The sequence below is a fragment of the Achromobacter sp. JD-1 genome, assembly GCF_038594925.1.
Taxonomy (GTDB): Bacteria; Pseudomonadota; Gammaproteobacteria; order Burkholderiales; family Burkholderiaceae_B; genus Achromobacter; species Achromobacter spanius_C.
The window spans coordinates 73,751-99,550 of record NZ_JBCGCS010000014.1; the positions used below are offsets into that span (position 1 = coordinate 73,751).

The window sequence follows — 25,800 nt, forward strand, 5'->3', positions numbered from 1 at the left end:
TTCCTTGATGTCTTGCAATGTTGGGCGCTCAGGCCAAGGCCTGGATCACGCGCGGCGCGATCTGGTCCAACGGTTTGATTTCCACCGCCGCCTGCAGGGCGGCCGCCGCCTTGGGCATGCCGTATACGGCACTGGTGGCCTGGTCTTGCGCAATGGTGAGACAGCCGCGTTCGCGCATGGCCTTCAGGCCGCGCGCGCCGTCCTGGCCCATGCCGGTCAGCAGCACGCCCACGGCGGTGCCGCGCCAGTGCTGCGCCACGCTATGAAAGAACACGTCGATGGACGGCCGGTACAGGCTTTCCTTGGGATCCGGGGTGTAACGCAGGGTGCCGTCGGCCAGCAGATGCAGGTGGTCGTCGGTGCCCGCCAGCAGGACCTGGCCCGGCAAGGGGCGTTCGCCTTCGCGCACCAAGCGCACGGGCAATAGCACCTGGTCGTTCAACCAGTCGGCCATGCCCGCGGCAAACGACGCATCCACATGCTGCACCAGCACAATGCCGGCGGGAAAATCCAGCGGCACGTCGCGCAGCAACTGGGCCAGCGTGGCCGGGCCGCCCGCCGACGCGCCGATCACCAGCAGCCGTTGCGCATCCGCGCGCGGGGCAGCCTTGGGCACCGGGGTCAAGTTGGGCCGGCTGCCGTAGCGACCGATCAGCCAGCCTATGTTGCGTATCTTGCGCAGCAAGGGCGCGGCGGCGGTGCGTAGATCGCCCCCGCCCACCACGGGCGTATCGACCGCGTCCAGCGCGCCGTGGCCCATGGCGTCGAACACCCGCGCGGTGTGGCGGGCCACGTCCACGGTGACCACCACGATGGCGCACGGCGACTCGGCCATGATGCGGCGCGTGGCTTCCACCCCATCCATGACGGGCATGATCAGGTCCATCAGCACCACATCGGGCCGGTCGCGCGCGCACTGGGCCACGGCCTCTTCACCGTTGGACGCCACCCACGCCACTTCCAGCCCGGGTTCCAGCGCGATGGCGCGCCGCAGGGTTTCAACCGCTATTTGCAGATCGTTGACGATGCCGATTCTCACGTCAGTGCCTTCCCGATCAGGTCTTCGACGGCGTCCAGCAACGCGTCGTCATGGAAACTTCCCTTGGCCAAATAGTAGTCAGCGCCGGCGTCCAGCCCGCGCCGCCGGTCTTCCTCGCGATCTTTGTACGACACCACCATCACCGGCACGCCTTGCAGCTTGGCGTCGGCCTTGATGCGCGACACCAGTTCGATGCCGTCCATGCGCGGCATGTCCACATCAGTCACGACCAAATCAAAATCCTCGCTGCGCAGCATGTTCCAGCCATCCATGCCGTCGACCGCCACGGCCACCTCAAAGCCCCGGTTCACCAGCAGCTTGCGTTCCAGTTCGCGCACGGTCAGCGAATCGTCCACCACCAGCACGCGCTTGCGGCGGCGCGTCTGGGCAACCTGGCCCGCGCCGTCCACCCGCGTCAGGCGGCCGGCTTCGATCAGCTTCTGCACCGACAGCAGCATGTCTTCCACGTCCAGAATCAACAGCGGCGTGCCGTCGTCCATCAAGGCGCCCGCCATCACGTCCTGCACCTTGCCCAGCCGGGGGTCCAGCGGCTGCACCACCAACGTGCGCTCGCCCACATAGCGGTCCACGGCAATGCCGTAGCGCTTGTCGTGATCGCCCACCACCACCACCGCCACGGATTCCGTCGCGGGCGCGGGTTCGCCGCCCCGCAAGATCTGCCGCGCCGACACCAGCCCCACCTGCCGGTCCATGAACCGAAAATGCTGATGGCCTTCCAACTGTTCAATGTCTTCCCTGCGCACCTGCAAGGCATGGCTGACGTAGGCCAGCGGGAACGCATAGATGGCGCCCTGCACCTCAACCAACAAGCTGCGCACCACCGACAGCGACAAAGGCATTTCCAGCACGAAGCGCGTGCCCTGCCCGCTGGTCTGATGAATGCGCACCGCGCCGCGCAACTGGCGCACCATGGTCTGCACCACGTCCAGGCCCACCCCGCGCCCGGATATCTCGGTCACTTCGCCGCGCGTGCTGAAGCCGGACAGGAACAGGAATTCCAGCAGCTCGGCTTCGCTCAGGCGCGCTGCCGTGTCAGCCGTGGTCAGCTTGCGCTGCACGACTTCCCCGCGCAACCGGTCCAAGGAAATGCCCGCGCCGTCGTCGCTCAGTTCCACCACCAGCATGCCGGCGGAATGCCGCGCCGACAGCTTGATCAGGCCTTCTGGGGGCTTGCCGGCGTCTAGCCGATCCATCGGCATTTCAATGCCGTGGTCCACCGCGTTGCGCAGCAGATGCATCAGCGGCGCGTCCAGCTTTTCCAGAATGTCGCGGTCCACTTGCGTGGTGTCGCCCTCGATTTCCAGCCGCACCTGCTTGCCCAGCGATCGGCCCAGGTCGCGCACCATGCGCGGCATGCCGCCCACGCCGTCGGCAAACGGCCGCATGCGGCAAGCCAGCGCGGTGTCGTACAGGCGTTGGGCCAGATGGCTCATGCGCCAGCCAAACTCATCCACTTCATTGGTGCGCTGGGTCAGTTCCTGCTGGCATTGCTCGACGATGCGCTGGGCGTCGTCCAGCGCTGCCTGCACGCGCGCGTCCACATACTGGCCCGCCAGCGCGCCGCGCACGCCATCCAGTGCCTGCGCCGCGCCCGCTTGCAAGCGTCGCAGGCGCAGCATGGACGCGCCGAAGGGGCCAACCCAGTGCGACTCCACCAGCGTCTCGCTGGACAGGCCCAGCAATTTGTTCAGCGTGTCGGCGGTGACGCGCAACACGCGCTCGCCTTCGAAGATGCCTTGATCGGAACTACGGCGTGCGGTCGGCGGAGCGGGAGATGTCGGGGTGGGCGCCGAGGTCGGCGTCGGCGTATCCTCGATGCGCACGATGGGCGGCAGGAAGTCCGACGGCCTGGGCGGTCGCGCCAGCGCAAAGGCTGATGCGGACACGGCGGGCGTGGCGGGTACCTTGGGTGCCGCGCACGCATTGCTCAGGCGCACCACCAGGTCATCGATCTCGCCGCCCAGTTCCGCGCCGGGCGTCGCTACCCGCTGCAGCAGGTCGGTACCCAGCAGCAAGGCGTCGATATCGTCCGCCTGCAAGCGCAGCCGCCCTTCCTGCGCGGCCACCAGGCAGTCTTCCATGGCGTGCGCAATACGCACGGCGGGGTGCAGATCCACAATACGGGCCGCCCCCTTGAGCGAATGCGCCGCGCGCATGCAGGCTTCAAGCTGGGCCGCCGAGGTGGGGTCGTGCTCCAGCGCCAGCAGGCCGTTGTTCAGCACCTGCACCTGCGTGCGAGTTTCAAGCTGGAACAGCTCTAGCAAAGAGGCGTCGCGCATCTCGTCGGGGTTCACGCCAGGCTCCGTTCCAAAGCTTGCATCAGCAGGGTTTCGTCCAGCACGCCCACGCTGCGGCCGCCGCACTGCGCCACGCCGCGCGAATACTTCAGGCTGGCGCCCTCTACGGTGGACGGCAGCGGTTCCAGTTGGTCCAGGTTGATGGCATGGATGCCTTCAACCTCGTCCACGGGCAGCACCACGGCCCGGCCCGCGCCACCGAATATCAGCATGCGCGCCGCGCCGGGGCGGTCGCGCGTGTCGTCCGACGCGCCGTGCAAGCCCAGCAGACGCGCCACCGACACACATACGGTCAAGGTGCCGCGCACATTGGTCACGCCCAGCACCGCCGGGTCGCGGCGATGCGGCAGCGCCAGAATCTGGCGGCTGGCGGCCACTTCGTCCAACGCCCGTGTCGGCAGCGCCAGCCATTCGCCGCCGACGCGAAACACCAGCAGCGAAGACAAGCGAACATCTTGCCGGATCTGGGCAATATCGCTGTCAGACGAATCCAGCTGTGGCGGCAGCCGGTCCAGAATGCGTTTGGCGGCGGCCGCATAGACCGGGCAGTTGCGGCAATGCACGTGCGCGGGCAATTGCTCGCAGCTTTTGTCGCCGCGGATACCGATGCGGTTCCAGCAGTCGTCAACGTCGGACAAGCGCGCGGGGGACTCAATCACGTCGTGCCTCCTGTCGCGCGGCACGCGCCTGCAGGCGGCGCGCGCCTTCGATGTCACCGGAGGACGCAATCAAGGCGGCCAGATGCAGCAGCGCCTCGCGGTGGGTGGGGTCCAGATACAGCGCCTTGCGGTACGACGCTTGCGCCTGGCTTGCGTCGCCCGCCGCGTCTTGCAGCAGGCCCAGCAGATGCAGCGCATCGGCGCTGACGCCGTGCAGGTCTATGTGCGCGCGGCATTGCGCCAGCGCATCCTGCACGCGCCCGCGATCCGCCATCTGCGCAATCTGGCGCAGAGATGCCGTGGCGCTGGTGCTGCCCGTGGGCATGGCGCAATCGCCCCTTGCCGCGCTGTGGTCGCCATGGCCAGACGCCGGGGCAATGGCCGCATGCGCCAAGGGCAGGCGCGCTGCCGGCGCCTGCGCCACGGGCCGCCGGGGCGGCGACCAGGCATGCACGATGGGGGCAGCCCCATTGGCCCCCATCGACCCGGCTGTGCCCCAGGCCCGCATGGGGGGTTCGGGCGGCGGTGGCAAGGGCTGCGCGCGAAATGCAAATGCCCGCGCGATTGGCAGCGCGGGCAGACGGCGCTGCGTCAACAAGCTGGTTTCCGCCGGCCCCACAAAGACCAGGCCGTCGTCACGCGCAAAGCGACGCAGCACCTGCACGGCACGTTCCTGGGTCGGCCCGTCAAAGTAGATCAGCAAGTTGCGGCAGAACACAAAGTCATAGGGTGCTGCGCCCGCCAGCAGGTCGCCGTCGAACAGATTGCCGTGTTGAAAACGGACCCGTTCGCGGACCTGCGGGTTCAGTTGATGGCCCTCGGCCGTTTCAACAAAGTGGCGGTCGCGATAGGCCAGGTCGCCGCCACGAAAGGCGTTGCGGCCATACACGGCACGCTGCGCGAACTGCACCATGCGCTCGCTGATGTCCACGGCGTCCACCTGAAAACGCGCGGCCGGCACGCCCGCATCCAGCAAGGCCATGGCGATGGAGTACGGCTCTTCGCCGCTGGCGCACGGCACGCTCAATATCCGCAGCACCCGGCTGTCCGGCACCCCGGGCGCGAACAAGCGTTCACGCGCCAGGCCGGCCATGGCCGTTTGCGATTCCGGATACCGAAAGAACCAGGTCTCGGGCACGATCACGGCTTCGATCAGCTGCTGCATCTCGTCGGCCGCCATGTGCAGCCGACGCAGAAAGTCGTGTTCGTCCGCCACGCCCACGGCGTTCATGCGGTGGCGCACGGCGCGTTCAACGGCGGCCTTGCCGATGGAGCCGCTGTCCAGCCCCATCTTGCGCTTGAGCAAGGCGCTGAACTCATCGATCAGCATCATGGCCGGACCTCGCGCGCGTGGCTCGCCGGGTACAGCATCGCCCGCACGGGCGGCCCCAGCAGGTCGTTCACACCCACGGCCTGCACCATGCCGTGGGCGTCGTTCAGCACCGGCCCCAGGTAGCGCGCATCCGGGTTGTCCAGGCCAGCGGGCTGGAAGGCGGTCGGGTCGTAATGCACGGTTTCCGTCGCCTGTTCCAGAATAAGCCCCAGCACCTGCTCGGCAGCGTCGGCCCGGTAATGCACCAGCGCCAAACGGGTGCTGGTGACCCGGGCGGCGGCATCCTGGCCCGCCAGCGCGCTCATGTCGATCACGGGCACGGGCCTACCGCGCCAATGCAGCATGCCCGCCACCCAAGACGGCGCGCCGGGCACCTGCTTCAGCACGCGCAAGCCCAGCACCTCGATCACCTCGCCCGCGTCCAGCGCATAGCGGTCGCCGCCGATGCGAAACAGCAGGTACAAGCGCCGCGCGGCGGCTGCCGCATTCAGGCCGCCGGGCTGGAGGGATGGGGCAAGTTGCGCCATGAGAAGCTCAGATCTTGAAGCGGGACACGCCGCTGCGCAGGTCGTTGGCCACCACCGTCAGCTCTTCAATCGCCAGGCTGGACTGGCGCAGGGATTCCACCGTTTGCTGGGCGGCGTCGCTCAACTGCTGCAAAGCCTGGTTGATCTGCTCGGCGCCGGTCGCTTGCGCCTGCATGCCTTCGTTGACCATCTGCACGCGTGGCGCCAGCGTCTGCACCTGCTGGATGATCTGCGACAACTGGTCGCCCACCTGCTGCATGTCGGCCATGCCCCGGCGCACTTCCTCCGAAAACTTGTCCATGCCCATCACGCCGGCCGACACCGACGACTGGATCTCGCGCACCATCTGTTCGATGTCATAGGTGGCCACGGCGGTCTGATCCGCAAGCCGGCGAATTTCGGTCGCCACCACCACGAAGCCGCGGCCGTACTCGCCGGCCTTTTCCGCTTCGATGGCGGCGTTGAGCGACAAGAGGTTGGTCTGGTCCGCCACCTTGGTGATCGTAGTAACCACCTGGGTGATATTGCCGGCCTTCTCGTTCAGGATGGCCAGCTTGGCGTTCACCGAGCCCGCCGCGCCCACCACGTTGCGCATCGTGTCTTCCATGCGCGCCAGCCCCACCTGCCCGCTTCCGGCCAGCGACGCGGTCTGCTCGGCGGCACTGGACACTTCGGTCATGGTGCGCACCAGCTCGCGCGAGGTGGCGGAAATTTCACGCGAGGTGGCGCCGATTTCGGTGGTGGTGGCCGCCACTTCGGACGCGGTGGCTTGCTGCTGCTTGGACGTGGCCGCAATCTCGGTCACCGACGTGGCCACCTGCACCGCCGACCGCTGGGTCTTGCCAACCAGCCCGGTCAGTTCGTCCACCATGCCGTTGAAGCCGGTTTCAATGGCGTTGAATTCGTCTTTGCGCGCCAGGGACAAACGGCGGGTCAGGTCGCCGCTGCCGGTGGATTCCAGGGTATTGACGATCTGACGCATGGGGTTGCCGATGGCGCGCATCAGCAAAATGCCGCACACGATCGCCGCCGCGATCGCCAGGCCCAGCGACACCAGCATGTCGTATTCGGCCGCATCCACGGCCTGCTTGATGCTGACGGCGGCTTCGTCGGCCTGCTTCTTGTTTTCAAGCACCATCTTCGCCAGGATGTCGCGGCCCAGGTAGAAGGCGGGCCGCAATTCGTTCTTGACACGGCTTTTCGCCACGACCGGGTCACCCGCCATGGCGGTGCCCAGAATGTCGGCACGAATGCGCTTGTAGTCCTGCAAGGCCTTCTCAAAATCGGCGAACATCGTCCGGTCTTCCGCGCGCGCAATCGTGCGGCGGTAGAACTCGATGTTTTCCTCCAATTGCTGATCGCTATCGGGCAGCCCTTCCAGTACCGTGCGGCGCTCTGCGTCGGAATCGCTGTTGAAGGCGTCCTGCACCACCACGAAGCCGGCAAGCCACGACGCACGTATCGACGTGCTGTAGTAGATGCCCGGCACGGCATCCGTGTTGATCAACACCACTTCGTCTTCTATGTGCAGCAGGCGCCGGTAATCGACCACCACCATCAAGGTCATGATGGCCAGAATGACCATGAAGCTGGCCAGGATGCGTTGGCGGAGAGTCAGATTCTTCATTCAGGGAGACCTTTGTGCAGGTGCAACACGACCACGCCCACGCCATCCATGACGGGATGTGGGGAAATGCACTGATTATTACAAAGGCGGGTTCGGTCAGCCACGAAAAACTAGGGAAACCCCGTAAAAATAGAGGCTTCCGTCAGAAACACGCAAAGGCCGTTTACCAAAACTTGTGTTTTTCCGTGACTGTGCGTACCGCAAGCCCGCGCGGCTAGGTGGCTAGGCGGCCTGCCACAGCGACGCGGGCGGATGGGCGGCCACCCAATCGCAAGCCTGGTCGTAGGCTTGCGCCAAGCGCAACACGTCCAGGTCGGCGTTCGGCGGGCCAATCAACTGCATGCCCATCGGCAGCCCCTGCGGGCTGAAGCCCACCGGCACGCTGATCACCGGGCAGCCCGCCAGCGTCCAGGGCGTCACGGTTTCCATCCAACGGTGATAGGTGTCCATGGCGCGGCCGGCAATGTCTTTGGGCCAGTCCAGCGTGGCGTCAAACGGGAACACCTGCGCCGACGGCACCGCCAGGAAATCGACCTCTTCAAACATGGCGAGCACCGTCTGGTACCAGGCGCTACGTTCCTGCGTGGCGTGATAAACGTCGTGCGCGGTCATGCCTTCCAGGCCTTGCACTTCCCAGATCAGCGCGGGCTTGACCAGCTTGCGCGTTTGCGGGTCTTGGACCAGCGCATGGAACTGGCCGCCCACCATCAGGTGGCGGTGCGTCAGCCACATGCGCCACAGCCGGTCGCCCGCAAACGGCACCTTGTAATCGACGACGTCGCAGCCCACCGTATCCAACGTGGCCAAGCCTTGGGCGCACACGTCCAGAATGCCCGGTTCCAAGGGCAGGTAGCCGCCCCAGTCGCCCAGCCAGCCAACGCGCTTGCCGCGCGGGTCCGCGTCTGAGGGGGCATCCAAGGCCGTGGCGAACTGCGCGGGGTCGTCGCGCAGCGACAAGGGCGAACGCTTGTCATGCCCCGCCATCACCGACAGCAGCAGCGCCACGTCGCGCGGCGTGCGGCCCATCGGCCCTTCATAGGACAGTTGCTTCAGGAACACCTCGGGCGACGGTCCGAACGGCACGCGCCCCGCCGACGGCCGCATGCCGTACACATTGCAGAACGCCGCCGGGTTGCGCAAGGAACCGCCAAAGTCACTGCCGTCGGCCACGGGCAGCATGCGCGCGGCCAGCGCCGCCGCCGCGCCGCCGCTGCTGCCGCCCGCCGTCTTGGACGGGTCGTAGGGGTTGCCCGTCGTGCCGTAGACCTGGTTATAGGTATGCGAGCCCAAGCCGAATTCCGGCACATTGGTGCGGCCAATGAAGATGGCGCCCGACGCCCGCATGCGCTCGACGATGATCGAATCATGCTGCGTGACCTGGTCCTTGTAGACCAGCGAGCCCATCGACGTGACCATGCCGCGCACGGCCGTCAGGTCCTTGGGCGCCTGCGGCATGCCATGCATCCAGCCCAGCCATTGGCCGGCGTCCAATTGCGCATCGCGCTCGGCGGCTTCGCGCTGCAGCGCGTCGGTATCGCGGCGGGCGACGATGGCGTTGATCTTGGGGTTGACGCTGTCGATATGCGCCAGGTAGGCGCGCATGACCTCGACACAGGACAACTCGCGGCGCCGGATCGCGTCCGACAAGGCATGCGCCGGCATGGCGACAATGGGGTTCAGGCTGGCGGCGTCGGTCGGCGTGGCGAGGGGCATGCGAAGGTCTCCGGGTTCTCTTGGTCGTTGTCAGGCAGGCGCGTGGGCCCGTGCACCCAGCCGACATACTACGCAACCTGGCCGGGGCCGGCACGGCCTTTACGGCCTTTACGGACGTTATGGCCGTTACGGCCGTTATGGAAACAAATGCTGCGCCAGGTGGTCGATGAACGCGCGCAGCTTGGGCGACGCATGGCGGCTGGCCGGCCAAAGCGCCCACATCGTGCCGCCGCCCCGTGTGCGGTCTTCCATGACGATCTGCAATTGCCCCGCTGCCAGTTCCCGGCGGATCGTGAAGTCCGGCAGGCAGACAATGCCCTGCCCGCCCACCGCCAGCGCAATCCGCGTTTCCACGCTGTTGCATACCAGCGTCAAAGGCAGCTCGGGCGCTCGAGCGTCCGGCCCCAGCTTGAACGGCCATTTTTCCAGACGGCCCGTGGCCGGATAGCGGTAATGCAGGCAGGCATGGCCCAGCAGGTCGGCTGCGCGCTTGGGCGTGCCGTGCTGGCGCAGATAGTCGGGCGATGCGGCCAGCACCCGACGAAACGCGCCCAGGCGGCGTCGTTTCAAGCCAGAGTCATCCATTTCGCCCGTGCGGACCACGGCGTCATAGCCTTCGCCAATAACGTCCACCATCCGGTCCGTGAAATCCAGGTCCAGTTCCACCTTGGGGTATTGCCGCATGAAGCTGGCGATGCTGGCGTCGTACAAGCCGCTATAGCGCGGCAGGCTCACCCGCAGCTTGCCCTGCGGCGCGTCGGACGCGGCCGACAATTCCAGTTCGGCCGCTTCGACCTCGCACAAGATGCGGCGGCAGCGATCCAGGAATTTTTCGCCTTCCGGCGTCAGCGCAAGCTGGCGAGTGCTGCGATGAAACAGCCGTGCCTTCAAGCGTGCTTCCATCCGCGCAATGCTCTTGCCCACCGCCGACGGCGACACTCCCAGCACACGCCCCGCCTCGGCGAAGCTGCCTGCCTGCGCCACCAATACAAACACCCCAATGCCGCTCAGGCTATCCATCCACCACGCTCCCATGCGGACAAAAATGTCCGGAATGACAGGAATCCTAGCCTATTTTTCTTTCATTCCGGGGGCCATAAGCTGGCCATCCCTTTCGTATTCCCTGATGTGCGCCATGCCTACCCCTGACCTTTCCACCCCCTTTCCGGCGCCCCGCCACCGTTGGCTGCAGCTGCTATCCGCATGCCTTACCGCGCTGCTGATACCCCTGTGCTTCACCGGCCCCGCCGTGGTGCTGCCATCCATCAGCCACGACCTGGGCGGCACACCCGTGCAACTGAATTGGATTTTGAACGGCTACATCCTGGCCTACGGCAGCGTGATCATGGTGGCCGGCAGCCTGACCGACCTGGTCGGGCCGCGCCGGGTATGGCTGCTGGGCTTGGCAGTCTTTTGCATCACGACCTTCGCCATTGCCTTCGTGCCCACCACCGCCTGGATCAACTTCCTGCGCCTGATGCAAGGCGTGGGCGGCGCGGCCGCGTTTGCCGCCGCCATGTCGTCGCTGGCGCCGCTATTCCATGGCGTGGCGCGTACCCGTGCATTCAGCCTGTTGGGCACCACGTTCGGCATCGGCTTGTCGTTCGGGCCGCTGGCTTCCGGCTGGATGGTGCAGGCGGCCGGCTGGCAGTGGGTGTTTCTGTCCACGGGCGTGGTGGGCCTGCTGGGCGCCGTCATGGTGGCCATCAGCGTGCGCCCCACGGCAGGCGTGGCGCAAGGCCGGCTGGACTGGCCGGGCGCCATCAGCTTTACCGGCGCGCTGGGGCTGTTCACCTACGGCATCCTGCTGGCGCCCGAGGCGGGCTGGACGGACGCGCATGTGCTCGGCGCGCTGCTGGCATCCGTGCTGCTGGCCGTGGCCTTCGTGCGGATTGAACGCCGCGTCGCCCGCCCCATGCTGGACCTGAGCCTGTTTCGCAACCCGCGCTTTGTGGGTGTGCAGGTGTTGGCCGCGTCGCCAGCGTTTCTGTTCATTGCGCTGATTGCGCTGCTGCCCGGTCGCTTCATCGGCATCGACGGCTATAGCGCGCTTGAGGCCGGGCAACTGATGATCGGCCTGGCCGCGCCCTTGCTGGTGGTGCCGTTCCTGGCCGCGCTGCTGACGCGCTGGTTCCGCCCTGGCCTGCTGTCGGCCATCGGACTGATCGCGGTGGCGGCGGGCTTGATCTGGCTGGCCGATGTGATGGCCGCGGGCGCGGCAGGCCTGTGGATGCCCATGTTGTTGATCGGCTGCGGCATCGGCCTGCCCTGGGGCTTGATGGACGCCATGGCCGTTAGCGTGGTCGATGCGCGCAATGTCGGCATGGCGACCGGCATCTTCAACACGGTGCGCGTGTCGGCCGACGGCGTCGCCATCGCGGTGCTGAGCGCGCTGCTGGCGCTACTGATCCAGACGCAGTTGTCAGCCACCCTGCCCGACGCGCAGTCCAGCCTCCTGAACGCGCAAGCGCTGGTAATGGCCGCCAACCGCGCGGCGCTGGGCCAGTTGGACCAAGCCGCGGCGCAACTACCGCACGCTGCGGCCCAGGCCATGCCGCTATTGCATGACGCCTATGACACCGCCTTTCGTCACGTGCTGCATGCCCTGGCTGGCATTGCCGTGCTGACGGCGCTGTGCATCACCCTGCTGCTGGGCCGTCGCGAAACGGTTGCGGTGCGGCTCAGTCCACCCGCCACCAGCTAGGCAGCAGCCCGCGTACCTTGGCGCGCCGATAGCGGTCGTCAATCAGGTACACCGTGCCCACATCGCTTTCGGTGCGGATCACGCGGCCCGCCGCCTGCACCACCTTTTGCATGCCGGGGTACAGATAGGTGTAGTCGTAGCCGTTTTCTTCGCCGTAGCGCAGGTCCATCGCGCGCTTCATGTTTTCGTTCACGGCATTCACCTGCGGCAGGCCCAGCGTGGCAATGAAGGCGCCGATCAGGCGCTTTCCCGGCAGGTCCACCCCTTCCGAGAACGCGCCGCCCAATACCGCGAAGCCCACGCCCTGGCCGGACTCGGTAAAGCGCGCCAGAAATGCCGCGCGGCCCGCTTCGTCCATGCCCGGCGTTTGCAGCCAGATGGGCACGGCAGGATGGCGTGCGCGCATCAGGTCCGACACCTGCCGCAGGTAGTCGAAGCTGCTGAGAAAGCCCAGGTAATTGCCCGGGCGTTCCGCGTACTGCGTGGCGATCAGGTCAACAATGGGCGCCAGCGAACGCTCGCGGTCGCGATAGCGGGTGGACACATTGCCCACCACCCGCACCGCCAGTTGCTCGGCCTGAAACGGCGCGGCAACGTCGATCCACGGGGTTTCGTTGGGCAGCCCCAAGGTGTCGCGATAGAACTGCTGCGGGCTTAATGTGCCCGAGAACAGCACCGTGGCGTGCGCCGCCGCATAGCGCGCCGCCAGGTAAGACGCGGGTATCACATTGCGCACGCACAAGGTGGACGGCCGCGTCTTGGCGCTGGCCACGCCCACGTCCGACAGCGTCACATCAAACAAGGCATGCGAGCCGAACTGTTCAGCCAGGCGCATGAATTGCAGCGCCTGAAAGTAGAACGTCAGCACCGGGTCGTCTTGCGGCAAGGGCGATTCGGCCATGTATTCCATGATGGCGCCCACCGCTTTCTGCACGGCCGCCAACACACCCGGCGCCACCGCGTCATACGCCTGATAGCGTTCTGCCTGCTTCTTGTTCAGCGCATTCCAGGACCGCTGCAAGCCATCCAGCGGCTTCTTCAAGGCCTTGGGCGCGGCATAGCGCGCCGCCGACAACGAGGCCTGATCCAATTCCCCCGTGTACATGCGGCGCGCGCGGTCAACCAGGTTGTGCGCCTCGTCCACCAGCACCGCCACCTTCCATTGGTAGGCCTGCGTCATGGCGTACAGCATGGCCGACGAATCGTAGTAATAGTTGTAGTCGCCCACCACCACGTCGCTCCAGCGGATCAGCTCTTGCGACAGGTAGTACGGGCAGATGCGGTGTTCACGGGCCACGGCGCGCACCGTGGGCGCGTCCAGCCGCGCGTGCTGCACCGCCGCTTGGCGCGCTTGGGGCAGGCGGTCGTAAAAGCCCTGCGCCAAGGGGCAGGAATCCCCGTGGCAGGCCAGGTCCGGATGCTCGCAGGTTTTGTCGCGCGCCTGCAAGTCCAGCACGCGCAAACCGGGCGCGGCGGGCTGCGCGTTGACCGTGTCCAGCGCTTGAACCGCCAACGCCCTGCCCGAGCCCTTGGCCGCCAGGAAGAAGATCTTGTCCAGGCCCGTGCCGGGGCTGGCCTTAAGCATGGGGAAGATGGTGCCCAGCGTCTTGCCGATACCGGTGGGCGCCTGCGCCATCAGGCAGCGGCCATCGCGCGCCGTGCGGTACACGGCCACGGCCAGATCGCGCTGCCCGGCGCGGAATTCGCCATGCGGAAACGCCAGCTTTTCCAGCGCCGCGTCGCGTGTCTGGCGGTGCGCCAGTTCGGTCTTGGCCCAGGCCAGGAAGCGATCGCACTGTTCCTGAAAGAACGTTTGCAGCGCGGCGGCGGCGTGCGTTTCCGTAAGCACCGTTTCTTCCTCGGTGACCACGTTGAAATACACCAGCGCCACGCGCACCTGTTCCAATCCGCGCGCCTGGCAAAGCAGATGGCCGTAGACCCGCGCCTGCGCCCAGTGCACCACGCGATGATTCTCGCGCACGCTGTCCAACTGGCCTCGGTACGTCTTTATCTCTTCAAGCTGATTGGCCACGGGGTCATAGCCATCGGCGCGCCCCCGCACCAGCAGGCCTTCATGCTGGCCGGAGAGCGACACCTCGGTCTCATACGCCGGGCCGCGCCGTCCGGTCACGACCGCGTGCCCCGCCATGCCCTCCACCCCGCTGGGCGCGGGCGTGAAGCGCAAGTCCAGGTCACCGGCCCGCGCCGTGAATTCGCACAGCGCACGTACCGCCACGGCATAGCTCATGCCGCGCCCTCCTGCCACGTAACGTGGCAAACACGCACCGGCATGCCGTGGGCCACGCAGTACTGCAACCAGCGGATCTGGTTGTCTTGCAGCTTGTCGCCGGGGCCTTTGACTTCAATGAGCTCATAGCGGCGCTCGGCCGGCCAGAAGCGGATCAGGTCCGGCAGGCCCGAACGATTGGTCTTCACGTCGCGCAGCAGGCGGGTAAAGAGCAGCTTCAGGTGCGTAGCGGGCAGGCAATCCAGCGCCTGGGTCAGCAGCGTTTCGGACAAGGCCCCCCAGAACACAAACGGCGACTGCACGCCCGCTTTGTCAGCGTAGCGTTGCAGGATCAGGTCGCGATAAGTGGGCGTGTCCAACTGCGCCAGGCAATCGGCGAACAGCGCCTGGCGGCGTTCGTGGAAGTCCGGCGCGTCCAGGTCGGCCGGGCCACGCTGGAACGGGTGAAAGAACGCGCCCGGCAAGGGCGCGAACACGGCCGGCCAGCACAGCAGGCCGAACAGGGAATTCAGCAGCGCGTTCTCCACGTAGTGCACGGGCGCATCGTCGTGATGCAGATGGTCGCGCGTGACGAATTCCACCGACGCTGGCGTGGCCGGCCGTTGCAGCGTGAGCTCGGTGCGCGGCACGGCGTGGACGGGCGCGCGGGCGGGTCGGCCCTGCCCCACCGCGCGATACAAGCGCGGCAACATGCGCGCCACGCGCTGGCTTTCCTCTTCGCTTTCGGGCGCGTCGCGCGCTTGCAGCGCCAGAGTTAAAGCCTCGTCATACCGCGCCATGCGTTCATGGACGCGAATGCGACGATGGCGCGCGCCGGGGTAGGCGCAGTGTTCATAGGCCGCTTGCGCCGCCGCCCAATCATGCGCGCGTTCACAGGCCTGGCCGATCCGCAGCAGCACCTTGGCGCGGCGCTTTTCCAGCCAGGCGTTCTGGCTGACGCAGCCTTGCACCGTGGCCAGCAAGGCGGCAATGTCCGCGCCATCATCCAGCGCCGTGCGGCAGGCATGCAGCACCAGGTAGGCGTCCACGTCCGCGCGCGTCTGGAACGCGCGCGACGACGCATCAAACGGCACGGTTTCGTACTGGAATACGCCCAGGTCGGCCAACACGAATTCCGACCAGTCCTGGTGCAGGTTGCCAAAGAACATCAAGCGGAAGCGTTCGCAGAGGTCGCCCACCATCACGCGCCAGACGGGTTCTTTCGCGCCAGGAAACCATTCGGCGTATGGGCGGGGGGAGCCGTGGGCGGCGCGCAGGGCGTCCAGCAGATCGGCTTTGCGGGAGGAGGATTTAAGGGGCTGGCCAGAAAACAACCGGCAGATTTCCGGCTTGGTATGCAGGCCGAACAATTCGTCCAGCGACATCGGCGCCCGCACGTCCAGCCAACCCAGCGCCGCAAGCGGCACGGCGGCATCCCCTGTGCTGCCGATTTCTTCATAGACCAACCGGCTGGCCCGAAACCAGGGCCCACGGCGCATCAGCATGCGCACCATCAGGGCCTGCGAGGCTTGCGGCAAGGCCTGGAAGTCAGCCAGGAAGCGGTGCTCGTCAGCGTCCAGCAGGTCGGCATAGCGGTCGCCGACCCACGCCAAGGCGCGCTGGAAATTGTGCAGGTAGTAGTAGCGGTGCGGGGGAAACATCGGCCGGGCCGGATAGCTGGTTTTTTATCCAGTAATCATAGCAGGCGGCCCGGCGTCGCACCGGGCCATTTTTGCCACTATTTTCAGCCTTGCCTATGCGGCACGATGGTCAGCCCTTCCTGCGGATCGGGTTCGACAAAGTGGGCGGTGATGGCGTCGTACTGCTCGTCCGAGGTGGAAAACGCATGGGTGCCTGCGGCATTGCGGGCCCGCAACCGCGCCTTGCACAGCACGTCGGACGCCTGCAAATAATGCAGTTGATGTGGGCAACCCGCTTGCCGCGCCACCTCAAGCAACCATTGCCGGGCCGACAGCGTGTTGGCCGGAAAGTCCAGCACCACCGAAACCCCCGCCCCCACCAGGGCCGCCACGTGGGCGCCCATGGCGTCGCGCAGCCGCGCGGCGCAACGCGCGTAGTCCGCAATGCCCTGGGTCTCGCCCGGATACAACGCCGCCAACCAATGGTCTTCGCTGATCAGCAGCGTGCCGGGTTGCGCGGCAAGCTTCGTGGCCAATGTGGACTTTCCCGCGGCGATCTTGCCGCAAAGAAAGTGCAAGGTGGCGGGCGATGAGGATAAAGACGTCATGCAAGGCTCTCCTTGAGCGTGTGCCAGGCGGGCCAACAAAAAACCCGCCGGTTGGCGGGTTGTGTAGCGATGTGCCGATGCGCGCTAACCCACCTTGGTACCAAGGTGGCTAATAATCACGGCGAAGGCGGTCAGGGGGCGGCGCATGGGCAAGAGATTGCGCTTGGCGCGAATTCTTGTCAATGGCCGCCCACCCAAAACCACCTTATCGCGCCGGCTGCGCTGCCGCGCCCACGTCCTTGCGGACCTTGGCCACATCAGACGCGCTGACCGCCGAGCCCTTATTGCCCCAGCTTGAGCGCACAAAGGTCACCACATCGGCCACTTCCTTGTCGGTCATGCGCCAGTCAAAGCCCGGCATGGCGTAGGCGGTGGGTGCCGCCGTCGTGCCCGGCATCTGGGCGCCCTTGAGCACGATGTGAATCAGCGACGTCGGGTCCGCCGAATTCACCGTCGAGCTCAGCGCCAACTGCGGGAACGTTTCCGTGTAGCCCTTGCCCGTGCTGCGATGGCAGGCCGCGCAGTTGTTCAGGAAGGCCATGGCGCCGTCGCCCTTGTCCTTGCCGGTACGCAGCGCCTGCGCCACCGTCTCGTCATAAGCCAGGGGCTTGTTGGCGGCGTCCTTGTTGACCGGCGGCAAGCTCTTCAGATACACGGCGATGGCGTTCAGGTCGTCATCGGTCAAGTGCTGCGTGCTGTCTTGCACCACCTGCGCCATGCCGCCAAACGCCGCCGAATGCCCGTTGCGGCCCGACTTCAGGAACACGGCAATGTCTTCCTTGGTCCAGCTACCCAGGCCGTCCACGACGTCGCCGCGCAGGTTCTTGGCCAGCCAGCCTTCCACCACGCCGCCCGACAGGAAGGCCGAGCCGTCCGCATCGCTCAAGGCCTTTTCCTGCAAGGCAAAGCCGCGCGGGGTGTGGCAGGTGCTGCAATGCCCCAGCCCTTCAACCAGGTACTGGCCACGCAGCAGCGCCGCGCGGTCCGCGCCCTTCAAGTCGCTGGCGGCCGGGCCGTTGACGACGTCGGGTGCGAACATCCAGCGCCACACGGTCAGCGGCCAGCGCATCGACATGGGCCACGAAATATCCGTGTCCTTGTTTTCCTGCTTGACCGGTTCAACCCCGTGCATGAAGTACGCGTACAGCGCCTTCACGTCTTCGGGCGTGACCTTGGCGTAGGCGGTGTAAGGCATGGCCGGATACAGCGAATGCCCATCACGGGCCTTGCCATGGCGCACAGCCTGGTCGAAGTCCTCTAACGTGTAGTTGCCGATGCCGGTTTCTTTATCGGGCGTGATGTTGGTCGAATAGATCGTGCCCAAGGGCGATTCAATGCCCAATCCGCCAGCAAAGGGTTTGCCACCCCCTGCCGTGTGGCAGGCAATGCAGTCGCCGGCGCGCGACAGGTATTCACCCTGCTTGATCATCTGCGCATCGTTCGTGGCGGGCGTGCCGTCCGCCGCGAAGGCAGTGCTGGCGACCAGGGCCGAGAAGGCCGCAACAATGGTTTGCTTCAACATTGTTCCGTCTCCTTAAGCCTGGACCAGCGGGCCGGGGTTCTTCAGGTACTGCTCGCGGATCGCCTGCGCGGCCCAATAAGCCAAGGCGCCCACCAGCCCGGTCGGGTTATAGCCCATGTTCTGCGGGAACACGCAGGCGCCCATCACGAACACGTTCGGCACATCCCAGCTTTGCAGGTACTTGTTGACCACGCTTTCCTTGGGGTTCGACCCCATGATCGCGCCGCCCGTGTTGTGCGTGCTTTGGTAGATGCGCGTGTCGTAGTGCGCGCCCTTCTTGCGCACCCCCACGAAATACTTTTCGGGGTTCATGGCCTTGGCCACGGTCTCCATGCGCTTGCCCATGTAGCCCAGCATGTCGAACTCGTTGTCGTGCCAGTCGAACGTCATGCGCAACAGCGGCTGGCCAAAGGCATCCTTGTAGGTCGGATCCAGCGACAGATAGGCGTCGCGGTACGACATCACCGAACCGGAAATGCCGATGGTCATGTAGCGCTGATAAGCATCCTGCACGCCAGCCTTCCAGCCCGTGCCCCACGTCGGCGTACCCGGCGGGGTCGGCGTCTGCTTGATGGGCCGGCCACCGGTACGCACATGACGGATGCTGGCGCCCCCCACGAAACCCAAGGGGCCGTGGTCGAACTGGTCGCCGTTCAAATCATCCATGCCCACGCCGCCCGCGCCCGTGCCCATAAAGGGGTTCAGTTGCGTGCCCTTGGGCAACAGCACATTGATGCCGCCGTTCATCTGATAGGCGTAGTTCTTGCCGACCACGCCTTCGTTGGTCTTCGGGTCATACGGCTTGCCGATGCCCGACAGCAGCAACAGGCGCACGTTGTGCATCTGGTAGGCCGACAGGATCACCAGGTCAGCCGGCTGGTCGATCTCCTGGCCCTGGGCGTCGATGTACGTCACGCCAATGGCCTTCTTGCCGGTCGAATCCAGGTTGACCTTGATCACTTGCGAATGCGTGCGCAGTTCGAAGTTGGGCTTCTTCAGCAGCACCGGCAGAATCGTCGTCTGCGGCGAAGCCTTGGAATACATGTAGCAGCCGTAGTTTTCGCAGAAGCCGCAAAAATTACAGGGGCCCAGGCGCACGCCATAGGGGTTGGTGTACGGGGCGGATGCGTTGGCCGCCGGCGTCGGATACGGGTTGAAGCCCACTTCGCGCGCGGCCTTCTCGAACAGCTGCGCGCCATAGGTGGTGGCAAGCGGCGCCAGCGGATATTCCTGGCTGCGCTTGCCTTCCAGCGGGTTGCCGCCTTCGACGATCTTGCCGTTCAGGTTGCCGGCCTTGCCCGACGTGCCGCACACGTATTCGAACTTGGAGAAGTACGGTTCCAGTTCGTCGTAGGTGACGCCGAAGTCCTGGATGGTCATGCCTTCGGGAATGAAGTCCTTGCCGTAGCGCGTTTCGTAGCGCGTGCGCAGTTCCAGTTCTTCGGGCAGCACGCGGTAGTGCATGCCGTTCCAGTGAAAGCCCGCGCCGCCCACGCCCGTGCCCAGCAGAAACGAGCCGTTCTGCCGATACGGCACGGCCACGTCATCCACGCCATGGCGGATGGTCACGGTTTCTTTCGACAGGTCCTGGAACAGCTTGCCGCGCACCGAATACGCCAACTCGTCGATCACCTTCGGGTACTCGGCGTCCTTGGGCGTGTCCTGCATGCCGCCGCGTTCCAGCGCCAGCACATGCAAGCCGGCTTCGGTCAGTTCTTGCCCCAGGATTGCGCCGGTCCAGCCGAACCCGACCAGTACCGCATCCACTTTGTCTTTCTTGATAGCCATGATTGATTAACCCTTTTCCCCAGAGATCGACACGGGGCCATAGGGATACTTGACGTTGGGCTGATCCGCCCAGTCCATGTAGTCGGCGCGCGCGCCGGGAAAGCCCACCATCTTCCAACCCACCATGTTCTTGTTGCCGCCGTACATCGGGTCGGCAAAGAAGCCTTCTTTGGTGTTGGCCAGCAGAAAGCTGAAGAAGGTCGACGCGGGAACGGTTTCCAGCTTGATCTTGTTGCCTTGCAGGTCTTTCAGGATCTGTTCCTGCAAGGGCTTGTCTAGTTCGGCGTAGACCTTGCCGTGCGTTTTCACGCACCAGGCGTTGCAGGCTTCGATGCCGTGGCGATAGACTTCGCGCGGGTTCTGGTTAAGCTGATAGCCCAGTTCCGGCGCCTGGTCGGTGTGGAACGGGCCTTCCATGTACCAGAGCTTGCCGTGGCCGAATGGCGTTTCCATCTGACGGTCGATGAACTCGTGCACACCGGCTTCAATCGCGCCCGGACCATATTGGTCGGCAGGGATCAGGTGATCCACCGCGGCAACGATGAAGTCCCATTCGGGCTTGGTGAAATAGGTGGGTTCGTAGGGCTTGGCGGCCGCCGCGGTCTTGTCGTCCGCGGCGTTGGTACAGCCGGTGGTCAGTGCACCAACTGCCAGTGTCGACGCCGGCACAATCGCCATCGCCTGAAGAAACCGACGACGCGGCTTTGCATCATCTGTCATAGACATCTCCGTGAATATTCCAAGTTGTCCTAGCGCGCTACCGAACATGAACCCTGGAAACACGAACTGCCGAGCTAGTGACAACACGCTCTGTACTTCAGAAAGAATCGAACCTGCTCTTCAATGGGGACGTAAGAGAAGGTGCTGGCATTATGCGCTTATTGATGCATCTGATCCGCTTGCAGGACCGAATCAGATTGAATTTATTGACATGGAAAAGTGTTTTGCATTAAGGACAAAGTAAGAAGCCCGCAAAAGCGGGCTTTTCTGACAACTGGGTGAACGAATTCTGTATATTTCGCGCTTGGAACACCAAGGACGGCAGGCATGAACGACAAGACGAAGATCTGGAAAAGTTCGACGACAACACGCAGTTGGAGTTCCACCACGAACTTGACGCCCGAACAACGGGTGAACATTGAAGATCTGCTGGACGGCAAGCTGGGCAGCGTCAGCATTCAAGAAAAATGGAGCTACGCCGGCACTGACAACGGCGAAGTGTTCAAGGTCGATATCGATAACGGCGCGGTCACCGTCAACGGCCAGCACTACGACAGCCTGGACGACGTGCCGCGCGCAGAACGCGAACGCATCGAGGCGCTGCGCGACGGCGAAGGCATGAAGGGCCTGTGGGACATGCTGAAAAACGCCGGGGTGTCGATTGAAGATGTGCCTGGCGATCATGCTGCACGCGCAGGTAAGCCTGCGTTCACGATTGAGACGGACGGTGATGGCGCGGGTGCGATAGCGGCAACGTCAGCGCCGGTGGTTGACGTGCCGGACGCTGCTGAAACCGGCAGGACCCCAAGCACTGCCGCCGCGCAGGGCGCGCGCATCAATATGGACCCGGCCGCGTCCCCCGGCGCCGTGCCCAAAAGCGGCGGCCTGCGCCGCGCGCTTTTAATCGGCATAGCCGTGGGCTTGGCGCTGTGGGTGGCGCGGGCGTTGAATGTGTTTTAGGGCTATTCCCGTCGCGCCACACGACACGGGTGCTTTACGTCCGCCAATGCAGCATGCACGAACTATTTGATCAGCCGCATACCGGTGGCTTTTGCAGCCTTCACGTCAAACGTCGCCGTGTATTCACACAGCGCCTCGTGTCCGGTGCGCTCGATCAGACAATCGGCAAAATCCGCTGTGGAGGCTGCGTACAAACGCACTGCCTTCCATACCGTCTCGCCCGCCTCGACATGAATTTCCTTCGTGCGAAGCAGGGTTTCGATAACCTCCGCAATGGAAGAGCGCGGCGCATCGTAGGCCCGACCAAGCACCCATACCGTTTCGACCAGAGCCACCAAGGCGACGAAACCGGGTTGCTCAGCAGTCAAAGATTCGATCAAGGCATTTGCTTTCCGCGTCTGCACCGGATCATCCTGCGCGAAGTAGCGCACCAGCACATTGGTATCCAGGCCGATCATCGCGCTGATTTGCCCTGCTCGGCGATCGCGTCGTTCATCTCTTCAATCGTGACGGGTTTGCGTGGTTTCGCGATGATGCCTTTAAGCGCCGTAACCGAGTAGGTTGCCGGCACCATTTCGTAACGGCCGCTTGCCTCATTCAGAACAAACTCGATTCTGTCGCCAGTCGACAAGCCCAGACGATTCCGCACATCGACCGGAATGGTGATCTGGCCTTTGGAAGTCACGGTGGCGGAAGTCATTGGCTAGCTCCTTGGAAGTGTGCCTTACCATAATGTAAGGAATGCGCTTGCGCAAGGCCGCGCCATCGGATTGCAGCAACCCTACTGCGCCCCGTCACCCCCGCCGCGCGTAGCACCCCAGGAACATCTCCACCGCCGAATCCGCCACGCGCTTGCGCTCGGCGGCGCTCAAGGGCGGCTGCCCCAGCGTGACTTGCGGCCAAAAAGCAAAGCTCTTGACCAGCCCCTGCAACTGGTGGCCGGCGAACTCGGGGTCCACATCCATTAGCCGCCCGTCCTGGATCGCCGCGCGTATCCAGGCCGTTTCACCGCCCTCTTTTTCACCCATGCGGCACACAATGGCCTGGGCGCGTTCGGGGGAATGGATGATTTCGGCCATGGCCACGCGCGCCAGGTCGATGAAGTTCGGGTCCGCCAGCAGGTCCAACTTTTGCATCAGCAACTGCCGCAACTGCTGGTCCAGCGCCACGTCGGCGCGATACGACAGCGCAACGCTGGCCGCGCTGCTGGCCCATAGCTCTTCAAGAATCAACGAGAACAGCGTTTCCTTGCTGGGGAAATGGTTGTAGACCGTGCGCTTGGAAACGCCCGCCACGGCGGCAATGCGGTCCATGCTGGTGGCATCAAATCCGGCCGACCGGAATTCTTCCACCGCCGCGCGCACGATGGCCTGGCGTTTGCGGTCGGTCAGGCGGGTCGGGGGGGTGGGCATGAAGGGGGCTCGTTGTCAGGTGGGTGGCGCACGCGGGCGAGGTGCGCACGTCGCAACAGGCAGGTGCCGATACACGGATTTCGGGGATGAGAAATTTTACACCGCTCAGTGTACTTTTCAGAAAATCAAAACTACACTGCGCAGTGTAATTTTTGCGGCCCGTGAAGCATCAGTCGCAACGCCCTTGCCCCTTCCCGCTTGGAACCCTAGCCGTGACCGCCCTCACCTCTTGCCCGTCCGCCCAACCCAGCTACCCGCAGTCGCCCCAACACCATGAAGGCCGTTTCCGCAACCCGCTGCCGCGCCCCTCGCTGGGCTTCTGGCAAGGCGTGAAGCTTATGTGGACCTTCTTCTTCGCCAAGCCCAGTGGCACGGTCCCCGAGCAAACGATTCCCGTGCGCCCCCTCACCTTGGCCGACCTGCAAGCCGCGCCCGAGCGCAGCCTGTACCGCCTGGGCCATTCGACCATCCTGATGAAACTGCGCGGCCGCTACTGGCTGACCGACCCGGTTTTCTCCAAGCGCGCCTCGCCCGTGCAATGGGCCGGCCCGGCGCGCTTTCACGCGCCCCCTATTTCCATCGAAGACCTGCCGCCCATCGCCGGCGTGATCCTGTCGCACAACCACTACGACCACCTGGACCGCGCCGCCATCGACAAGCTGGCCGCCAAGACCGCCCGCTTCATCACCCCCTTGGGCGTGGGCGACCAGCTCATCGCCTGGGGCGTCGACCCCACCCGCGTCGAACAACTGGACTGGTGGCAATCCACCGACGTCGACGGCCTGCGCCTGACCGCCACGCCGGCCCAACACTTTTCAGGACGCGGCTTGACCGACACGGACCGCAGCCTATGGGCCTCGTGGGTCATCCAGGACGCCGACCTGCGCGTCTTCTTCAGCGGCGACAGCGGTTACTTCGACGGCTTCAAGGCCATCGGTAACGCCTACGGCCCCTTCGACCTGACGCTGATGGAAACCGGCGCCTACGACAAGCGCTGGGCCTTCGTGCACATGCAGCCCGAAGAAACCCTGCAAGCCCATCTGGACCTGCGCGGCCGCTGGCTGCTGCCGATCCACAACGGCACCTTCGATCTGGCGCTGCATGCGTGGGAAGACCCGTTTGAACGGATCGCGGCGCTGGCATCGTCCAAAGGGGTGGCACTGACGACGCCCGTGATGGGGGAACGGGTGGCGATGGAAGCCCCCGGGGCCGGCACCCCGTGGTGGCGAATTGGGGAGGCCGCCTCTTGATCGCTCCAGTACAATCCCGCGTTTGGCGACGTTGTGATCGCCCACCTTCTGGACCGAAGCATGTTGCGACTGACCGAAATCAAGCTGCCGTTGAACCACACGCCCGAAGAATTGCCCGCCGCGATTCTTAAGAAACTGGGCATTCCGGCTAGCGACCTGCACGGCTTCACCATCTTTCTGCGCAGCTACGATGCGCGCAAAAAGCACAATATCCTGCTGACCTACACGCTGGATATCGACGTGGAAAACGAAGCGGCGCTGCTTGCCCGCTTTCATGACGACCGTCATGTGAAGCCCACGCCCGACACCGAATACAAATTCGTCGCCCAAGCGCCCGCCACGTTGGCCAAGCGCCCCATCGTCATCGGCACCGGCCCCTGTGGCCTGTTCGCCGGCCTGGTGCTGGCGCAGATGGGCTTCAAGCCCATCATCCTGGAACGCGGCAAGGCCGTGCGGGAACGCACCAAGGACACCTGGGGCCTGTGGCGCAAGCGCATCCTGAACCCCGAGTCGAACGTGCAGTTTGGCGAAGGCGGCGCGGGCACGTTCTCGGACGGCAAGCTCTATAGCCAGATCAAAGACCCCAAGCACTACGGCGAAAAGGTCCTGAAGGAATTCGTGCTGGCCGGGGCACCCGAAGAAATTCTGTACGTCAGCAAGCCGCACATCGGCACGTTCCGCCTGGTGGGCATGGTGGAAGTCATGCGCGACACCATCACCAAGCTGGGCGGCGAAGTGCGCTTTTCCAGCAAGGTGGAAACGCTGCAACGCGAAAACGGCCAGGTCACCGGCGTTACGCTAGCCAGCGGTGAACACATTGAGGCCGATCACGTGGTGCTGGCCATCGGCCACAGCGCGCGCGATACCTTCCAGATGTTGCATGACCAGGGCGTGTACATGGAAGCCAAGCCGTTTTCGATCGGCTTCCGTATCGAACACCCGCAATCCCTGATCGACAAGGCACGCTTCGGCCCCAGCGCCGGCCACCCCATCCTGGGCGCGGCCGACTACAAGCTCGTGCATCACGCCAGCAATGGGCGTTCGGTGTACAGCTTCTGCATGTGCCCGGGCGGCACCGTCGTGGCCGCCACGTCGGAACCCAACCGCGTCGTCACCAACGGCATGAGCCAGTATTCGCGCAACGAACGCAATGCCAACGCGGGCATCGTGGTGGGGATTTCACCCGAGCAAGACTACCCGGAACACGTGCTGGCCGGCGTGGACTTCCAGCGCAAATGGGAATCGCAGGCCTTCGTGCTGGGCGGTGAAACGTACAGCGCGCCCGGCCAGTTGGTGGGCGACTTCATCGCGGGCAAGGCGTCCACCGAATTCGGTTCCGTGCTGCCGTCCTACACGCCGGGCGTGCACCTGACCGACCTGGCGACCGCGCTGCCCGACTTCGCCATCACGGCCATTCGCGAAGCGCTGCCCGCCTTCGACAAGACCATCAAGGGCTTCGGCATGCACGACGCCGTGCTGACTGGCGTGGAAACGCGCACGTCGTCGCCCGTGCGGATCAAGCGCGACAACGACACGCTGCAAAGCCTGAATACCAAGGGCCTGTTCCCGGCCGGCGAAGGTGCCGGTTATGCGGGCGGGATTCTGTCGGCGGGCGTGGACGGCATCAAGATTGCCGAGGCCGTGGCGTTGAGCATCATGGGCCGCCAAGGCTGACGTCGAATAGATAACAGCCCCCCTGATATAGCCCCCCCCGAACGACAAAAGCCCCGCACGACAAAGGGCGCCAGACGGC

The 25,800-nt window shown here is 64.9% G+C and carries 21 protein-coding genes; 4 read left to right on the top strand and 17 right to left on the bottom strand.

The window, feature by feature from the left end:
- Positions 1-28: 28 nt before the first annotated feature.
- The 8 genes from cheB to WBR68_RS20750 all read right to left on the bottom strand — a co-directional run bounded on the left by cheB (position 29) and on the right by WBR68_RS20750 (position 10,236).
- A complete protein-coding gene (gene cheB, locus WBR68_RS20715; protein ID WP_050446677.1) occupies positions 29-1,039 on the bottom strand; it encodes a chemotaxis response regulator protein-glutamate methylesterase in 1,011 nt (336 codons plus the stop codon).
- Positions 1,036-3,354, bottom strand: coding sequence for a hybrid sensor histidine kinase/response regulator (locus WBR68_RS20720; RefSeq protein WP_230695126.1), 2,319 nt, complete (start codon positions 3,352-3,354; stop codon positions 1,036-1,038). Before WBR68_RS20720 ends, cheB begins: the two co-directional genes overlap by 4 nt.
- Positions 3,351-4,016 carry a chemotaxis protein CheW gene (locus WBR68_RS20725; protein WP_230695127.1) on the bottom strand — a complete coding sequence of 222 codons (666 nt, stop codon included), beginning with the start codon at positions 4,014-4,016 and terminating at the stop codon, positions 3,351-3,353. The genes WBR68_RS20720 and WBR68_RS20725 overlap by 4 nt, the downstream gene beginning before the upstream one ends.
- Positions 4,009-5,349, bottom strand: a complete 1,341-nt coding sequence (locus tag WBR68_RS20730; RefSeq protein WP_083447350.1) for a CheR family methyltransferase — start codon at positions 5,347-5,349, stop codon at positions 4,009-4,011. The genes WBR68_RS20725 and WBR68_RS20730 overlap by 8 nt, the downstream gene beginning before the upstream one ends.
- On the bottom strand, positions 5,346-5,876 hold the full coding sequence (locus tag WBR68_RS20735; RefSeq protein WP_230695128.1) for a chemotaxis protein CheW: 531 nt from the start codon (positions 5,874-5,876) through the stop codon (positions 5,346-5,348). Before WBR68_RS20735 ends, WBR68_RS20730 begins: the two co-directional genes overlap by 4 nt.
- Before the next feature lie 7 nt (positions 5,877-5,883).
- Positions 5,884-7,503, bottom strand: a complete 1,620-nt coding sequence (locus tag WBR68_RS20740; RefSeq protein WP_050446681.1) for a methyl-accepting chemotaxis protein — start codon at positions 7,501-7,503, stop codon at positions 5,884-5,886.
- A 222-nt stretch (positions 7,504-7,725) separates the two neighbouring features.
- Positions 7,726-9,216 (bottom strand): amidase, encoded by a 1,491-nt coding sequence (locus WBR68_RS20745; RefSeq protein WP_230695129.1) that lies wholly within the window; start codon positions 9,214-9,216, stop codon positions 7,726-7,728.
- Positions 9,217-9,351: 135 nt separating this feature from the next.
- Positions 9,352-10,236, bottom strand: coding sequence for a LysR family transcriptional regulator (locus WBR68_RS20750; protein WP_083447351.1), 885 nt, complete (start codon positions 10,234-10,236; stop codon positions 9,352-9,354).
- 115 nt (positions 10,237-10,351) lie between these two features.
- On the opposite strand from WBR68_RS20750, the gene WBR68_RS20755 reads away from it, so the two are divergent.
- On the top strand, positions 10,352-11,920 hold the full coding sequence (locus WBR68_RS20755) for an MFS transporter (RefSeq protein WP_230695130.1): 1,569 nt from the start codon (positions 10,352-10,354) through the stop codon (positions 11,918-11,920).
- On the opposite strand, the gene WBR68_RS20760 is transcribed toward WBR68_RS20755, so the two are convergent.
- From WBR68_RS20760 to WBR68_RS20785, 6 genes are all read right to left on the bottom strand, one after another.
- Positions 11,898-14,168 carry an ATP-dependent DNA helicase gene (locus tag WBR68_RS20760; protein ID WP_230695131.1) on the bottom strand — a complete coding sequence of 757 codons (2,271 nt, stop codon included), beginning with the start codon at positions 14,166-14,168 and terminating at the stop codon, positions 11,898-11,900. The genes WBR68_RS20755 and WBR68_RS20760 overlap by 23 nt on opposite strands.
- Positions 14,165-15,808: a VRR-NUC domain-containing protein gene (locus WBR68_RS20765; protein WP_230695132.1), complete on the bottom strand. Its 1,644-nt coding sequence runs from the start codon at positions 15,806-15,808 to the stop codon at positions 14,165-14,167. The genes WBR68_RS20760 and WBR68_RS20765 overlap by 4 nt, the downstream gene beginning before the upstream one ends.
- 83 nt (positions 15,809-15,891) lie before the next feature.
- Positions 15,892-16,395 (bottom strand): AAA family ATPase, encoded by a 504-nt coding sequence (locus tag WBR68_RS20770; RefSeq protein WP_230695133.1) that lies wholly within the window; start codon positions 16,393-16,395, stop codon positions 15,892-15,894.
- 205 nt (positions 16,396-16,600) lie between these two features.
- Entirely contained in the window at positions 16,601-17,917 is a 1,317-nt protein-coding gene (locus tag WBR68_RS20775; protein WP_050446687.1) for a c-type cytochrome, read from the bottom strand.
- 12 nt (positions 17,918-17,929) lie between these two features.
- A complete protein-coding gene (locus WBR68_RS20780; protein WP_230695134.1) occupies positions 17,930-19,705 on the bottom strand; it encodes a GMC family oxidoreductase in 1,776 nt (591 codons plus the stop codon).
- Positions 19,706-19,711: 6 nt separating this feature from the next.
- Positions 19,712-20,425 carry a gluconate 2-dehydrogenase subunit 3 family protein gene (locus WBR68_RS20785; protein WP_230695135.1) on the bottom strand — a complete coding sequence of 238 codons (714 nt, stop codon included), beginning with the start codon at positions 20,423-20,425 and terminating at the stop codon, positions 19,712-19,714.
- A 327-nt stretch (positions 20,426-20,752) separates the two neighbouring features.
- Between WBR68_RS20785 and WBR68_RS20790 the strand changes: the two genes are divergently transcribed.
- Entirely contained in the window at positions 20,753-21,385 is a 633-nt protein-coding gene (locus WBR68_RS20790) for a hypothetical protein (RefSeq protein WP_230695136.1), read from the top strand.
- A 62-nt stretch (positions 21,386-21,447) separates the two neighbouring features.
- Here the strand turns inward: WBR68_RS20790 and WBR68_RS20795 are convergent, their stop codons facing one another.
- The 3 genes from WBR68_RS20795 to WBR68_RS20805 all read right to left on the bottom strand — a co-directional run bounded on the left by WBR68_RS20795 (position 21,448) and on the right by WBR68_RS20805 (position 22,797).
- Positions 21,448-21,843, bottom strand: a complete 396-nt coding sequence (locus WBR68_RS20795) for a PIN domain-containing protein (protein ID WP_050446691.1) — start codon at positions 21,841-21,843, stop codon at positions 21,448-21,450.
- Positions 21,840-22,085: an AbrB/MazE/SpoVT family DNA-binding domain-containing protein gene (locus tag WBR68_RS20800; RefSeq protein WP_050446692.1), complete on the bottom strand. Its 246-nt coding sequence runs from the start codon at positions 22,083-22,085 to the stop codon at positions 21,840-21,842. The genes WBR68_RS20795 and WBR68_RS20800 overlap by 4 nt, the downstream gene beginning before the upstream one ends.
- A gap of 94 nt (positions 22,086-22,179) precedes the next feature.
- On the bottom strand, positions 22,180-22,797 hold the full coding sequence (locus tag WBR68_RS20805; protein WP_230695137.1) for a TetR/AcrR family transcriptional regulator: 618 nt from the start codon (positions 22,795-22,797) through the stop codon (positions 22,180-22,182).
- A 212-nt stretch (positions 22,798-23,009) separates the two neighbouring features.
- On the opposite strand from WBR68_RS20805, the gene WBR68_RS20810 reads away from it, so the two are divergent.
- Both WBR68_RS20810 and WBR68_RS20815 read left to right on the top strand, forming a co-directional pair.
- Positions 23,010-24,047: an MBL fold metallo-hydrolase gene (locus WBR68_RS20810; protein WP_230695138.1), complete on the top strand. Its 1,038-nt coding sequence runs from the start codon at positions 23,010-23,012 to the stop codon at positions 24,045-24,047.
- 60 nt (positions 24,048-24,107) lie between these two features.
- Complete coding sequence (locus WBR68_RS20815; RefSeq protein WP_127184804.1) at positions 24,108-25,721, top strand: NAD(P)/FAD-dependent oxidoreductase; 1,614 nt, start codon at positions 24,108-24,110, stop codon at positions 25,719-25,721.
- The last annotated feature ends 79 nt before the right edge of the window (positions 25,722-25,800 follow it).

Bases quoted from the DNA above. Each gene is read 5' to 3' on its own strand.
- WBR68_RS20755 (WP_230695130.1), top strand. From the start codon at position 10,352: ATGCCTACCCCTGACCTTTCCACCCCCTTTCCGGCGCCCCGCCACCGT.
- WBR68_RS20785 (WP_230695135.1), bottom strand. From the start codon at position 20,425: ATGACAGATGATGCAAAGCCGCGTCGTCGGTTTCTTCAGGCGATGGCG.
- WBR68_RS20800 (WP_050446692.1), bottom strand. From the start codon at position 22,085: ATGACTTCCGCCACCGTGACTTCCAAAGGCCAGATCACCATTCCGGTC.
- WBR68_RS20795 (WP_050446691.1), bottom strand. From the start codon at position 21,843: ATGATCGGCCTGGATACCAATGTGCTGGTGCGCTACTTCGCGCAGGAT.
- WBR68_RS20735 (WP_230695128.1), bottom strand. From the start codon at position 5,876: ATGGCGCAACTTGCCCCATCCCTCCAGCCCGGCGGCCTGAATGCGGCA.
- WBR68_RS20775 (WP_050446687.1), bottom strand. From the start codon at position 17,917: ATGTTGAAGCAAACCATTGTTGCGGCCTTCTCGGCCCTGGTCGCCAGC.
- WBR68_RS20760 (WP_230695131.1), bottom strand. From the start codon at position 14,168: ATGAGCTATGCCGTGGCGGTACGTGCGCTGTGCGAATTCACGGCGCGG.
- WBR68_RS20745 (WP_230695129.1), bottom strand. From the start codon at position 9,216: ATGCCCCTCGCCACGCCGACCGACGCCGCCAGCCTGAACCCCATTGTC.
- WBR68_RS20815 (WP_127184804.1), top strand. From the start codon at position 24,108: ATGTTGCGACTGACCGAAATCAAGCTGCCGTTGAACCACACGCCCGAA.
- WBR68_RS20780 (WP_230695134.1), bottom strand. From the start codon at position 19,705: ATGGCTATCAAGAAAGACAAAGTGGATGCGGTACTGGTCGGGTTCGGC.
- WBR68_RS20740 (WP_050446681.1), bottom strand. From the start codon at position 7,503: ATGAAGAATCTGACTCTCCGCCAACGCATCCTGGCCAGCTTCATGGTC.
- WBR68_RS20770 (WP_230695133.1), bottom strand. From the start codon at position 16,395: ATGACGTCTTTATCCTCATCGCCCGCCACCTTGCACTTTCTTTGCGGC.
- WBR68_RS20790 (WP_230695136.1), top strand. From the start codon at position 20,753: ATGAACGACAAGACGAAGATCTGGAAAAGTTCGACGACAACACGCAGT.
- WBR68_RS20765 (WP_230695132.1), bottom strand. From the start codon at position 15,808: ATGTTTCCCCCGCACCGCTACTACTACCTGCACAATTTCCAGCGCGCC.
- WBR68_RS20805 (WP_230695137.1), bottom strand. From the start codon at position 22,797: ATGCCCACCCCCCCGACCCGCCTGACCGACCGCAAACGCCAGGCCATC.
- WBR68_RS20750 (WP_083447351.1), bottom strand. From the start codon at position 10,236: ATGGATAGCCTGAGCGGCATTGGGGTGTTTGTATTGGTGGCGCAGGCA.
- WBR68_RS20730 (WP_083447350.1), bottom strand. From the start codon at position 5,349: ATGATGCTGATCGATGAGTTCAGCGCCTTGCTCAAGCGCAAGATGGGG.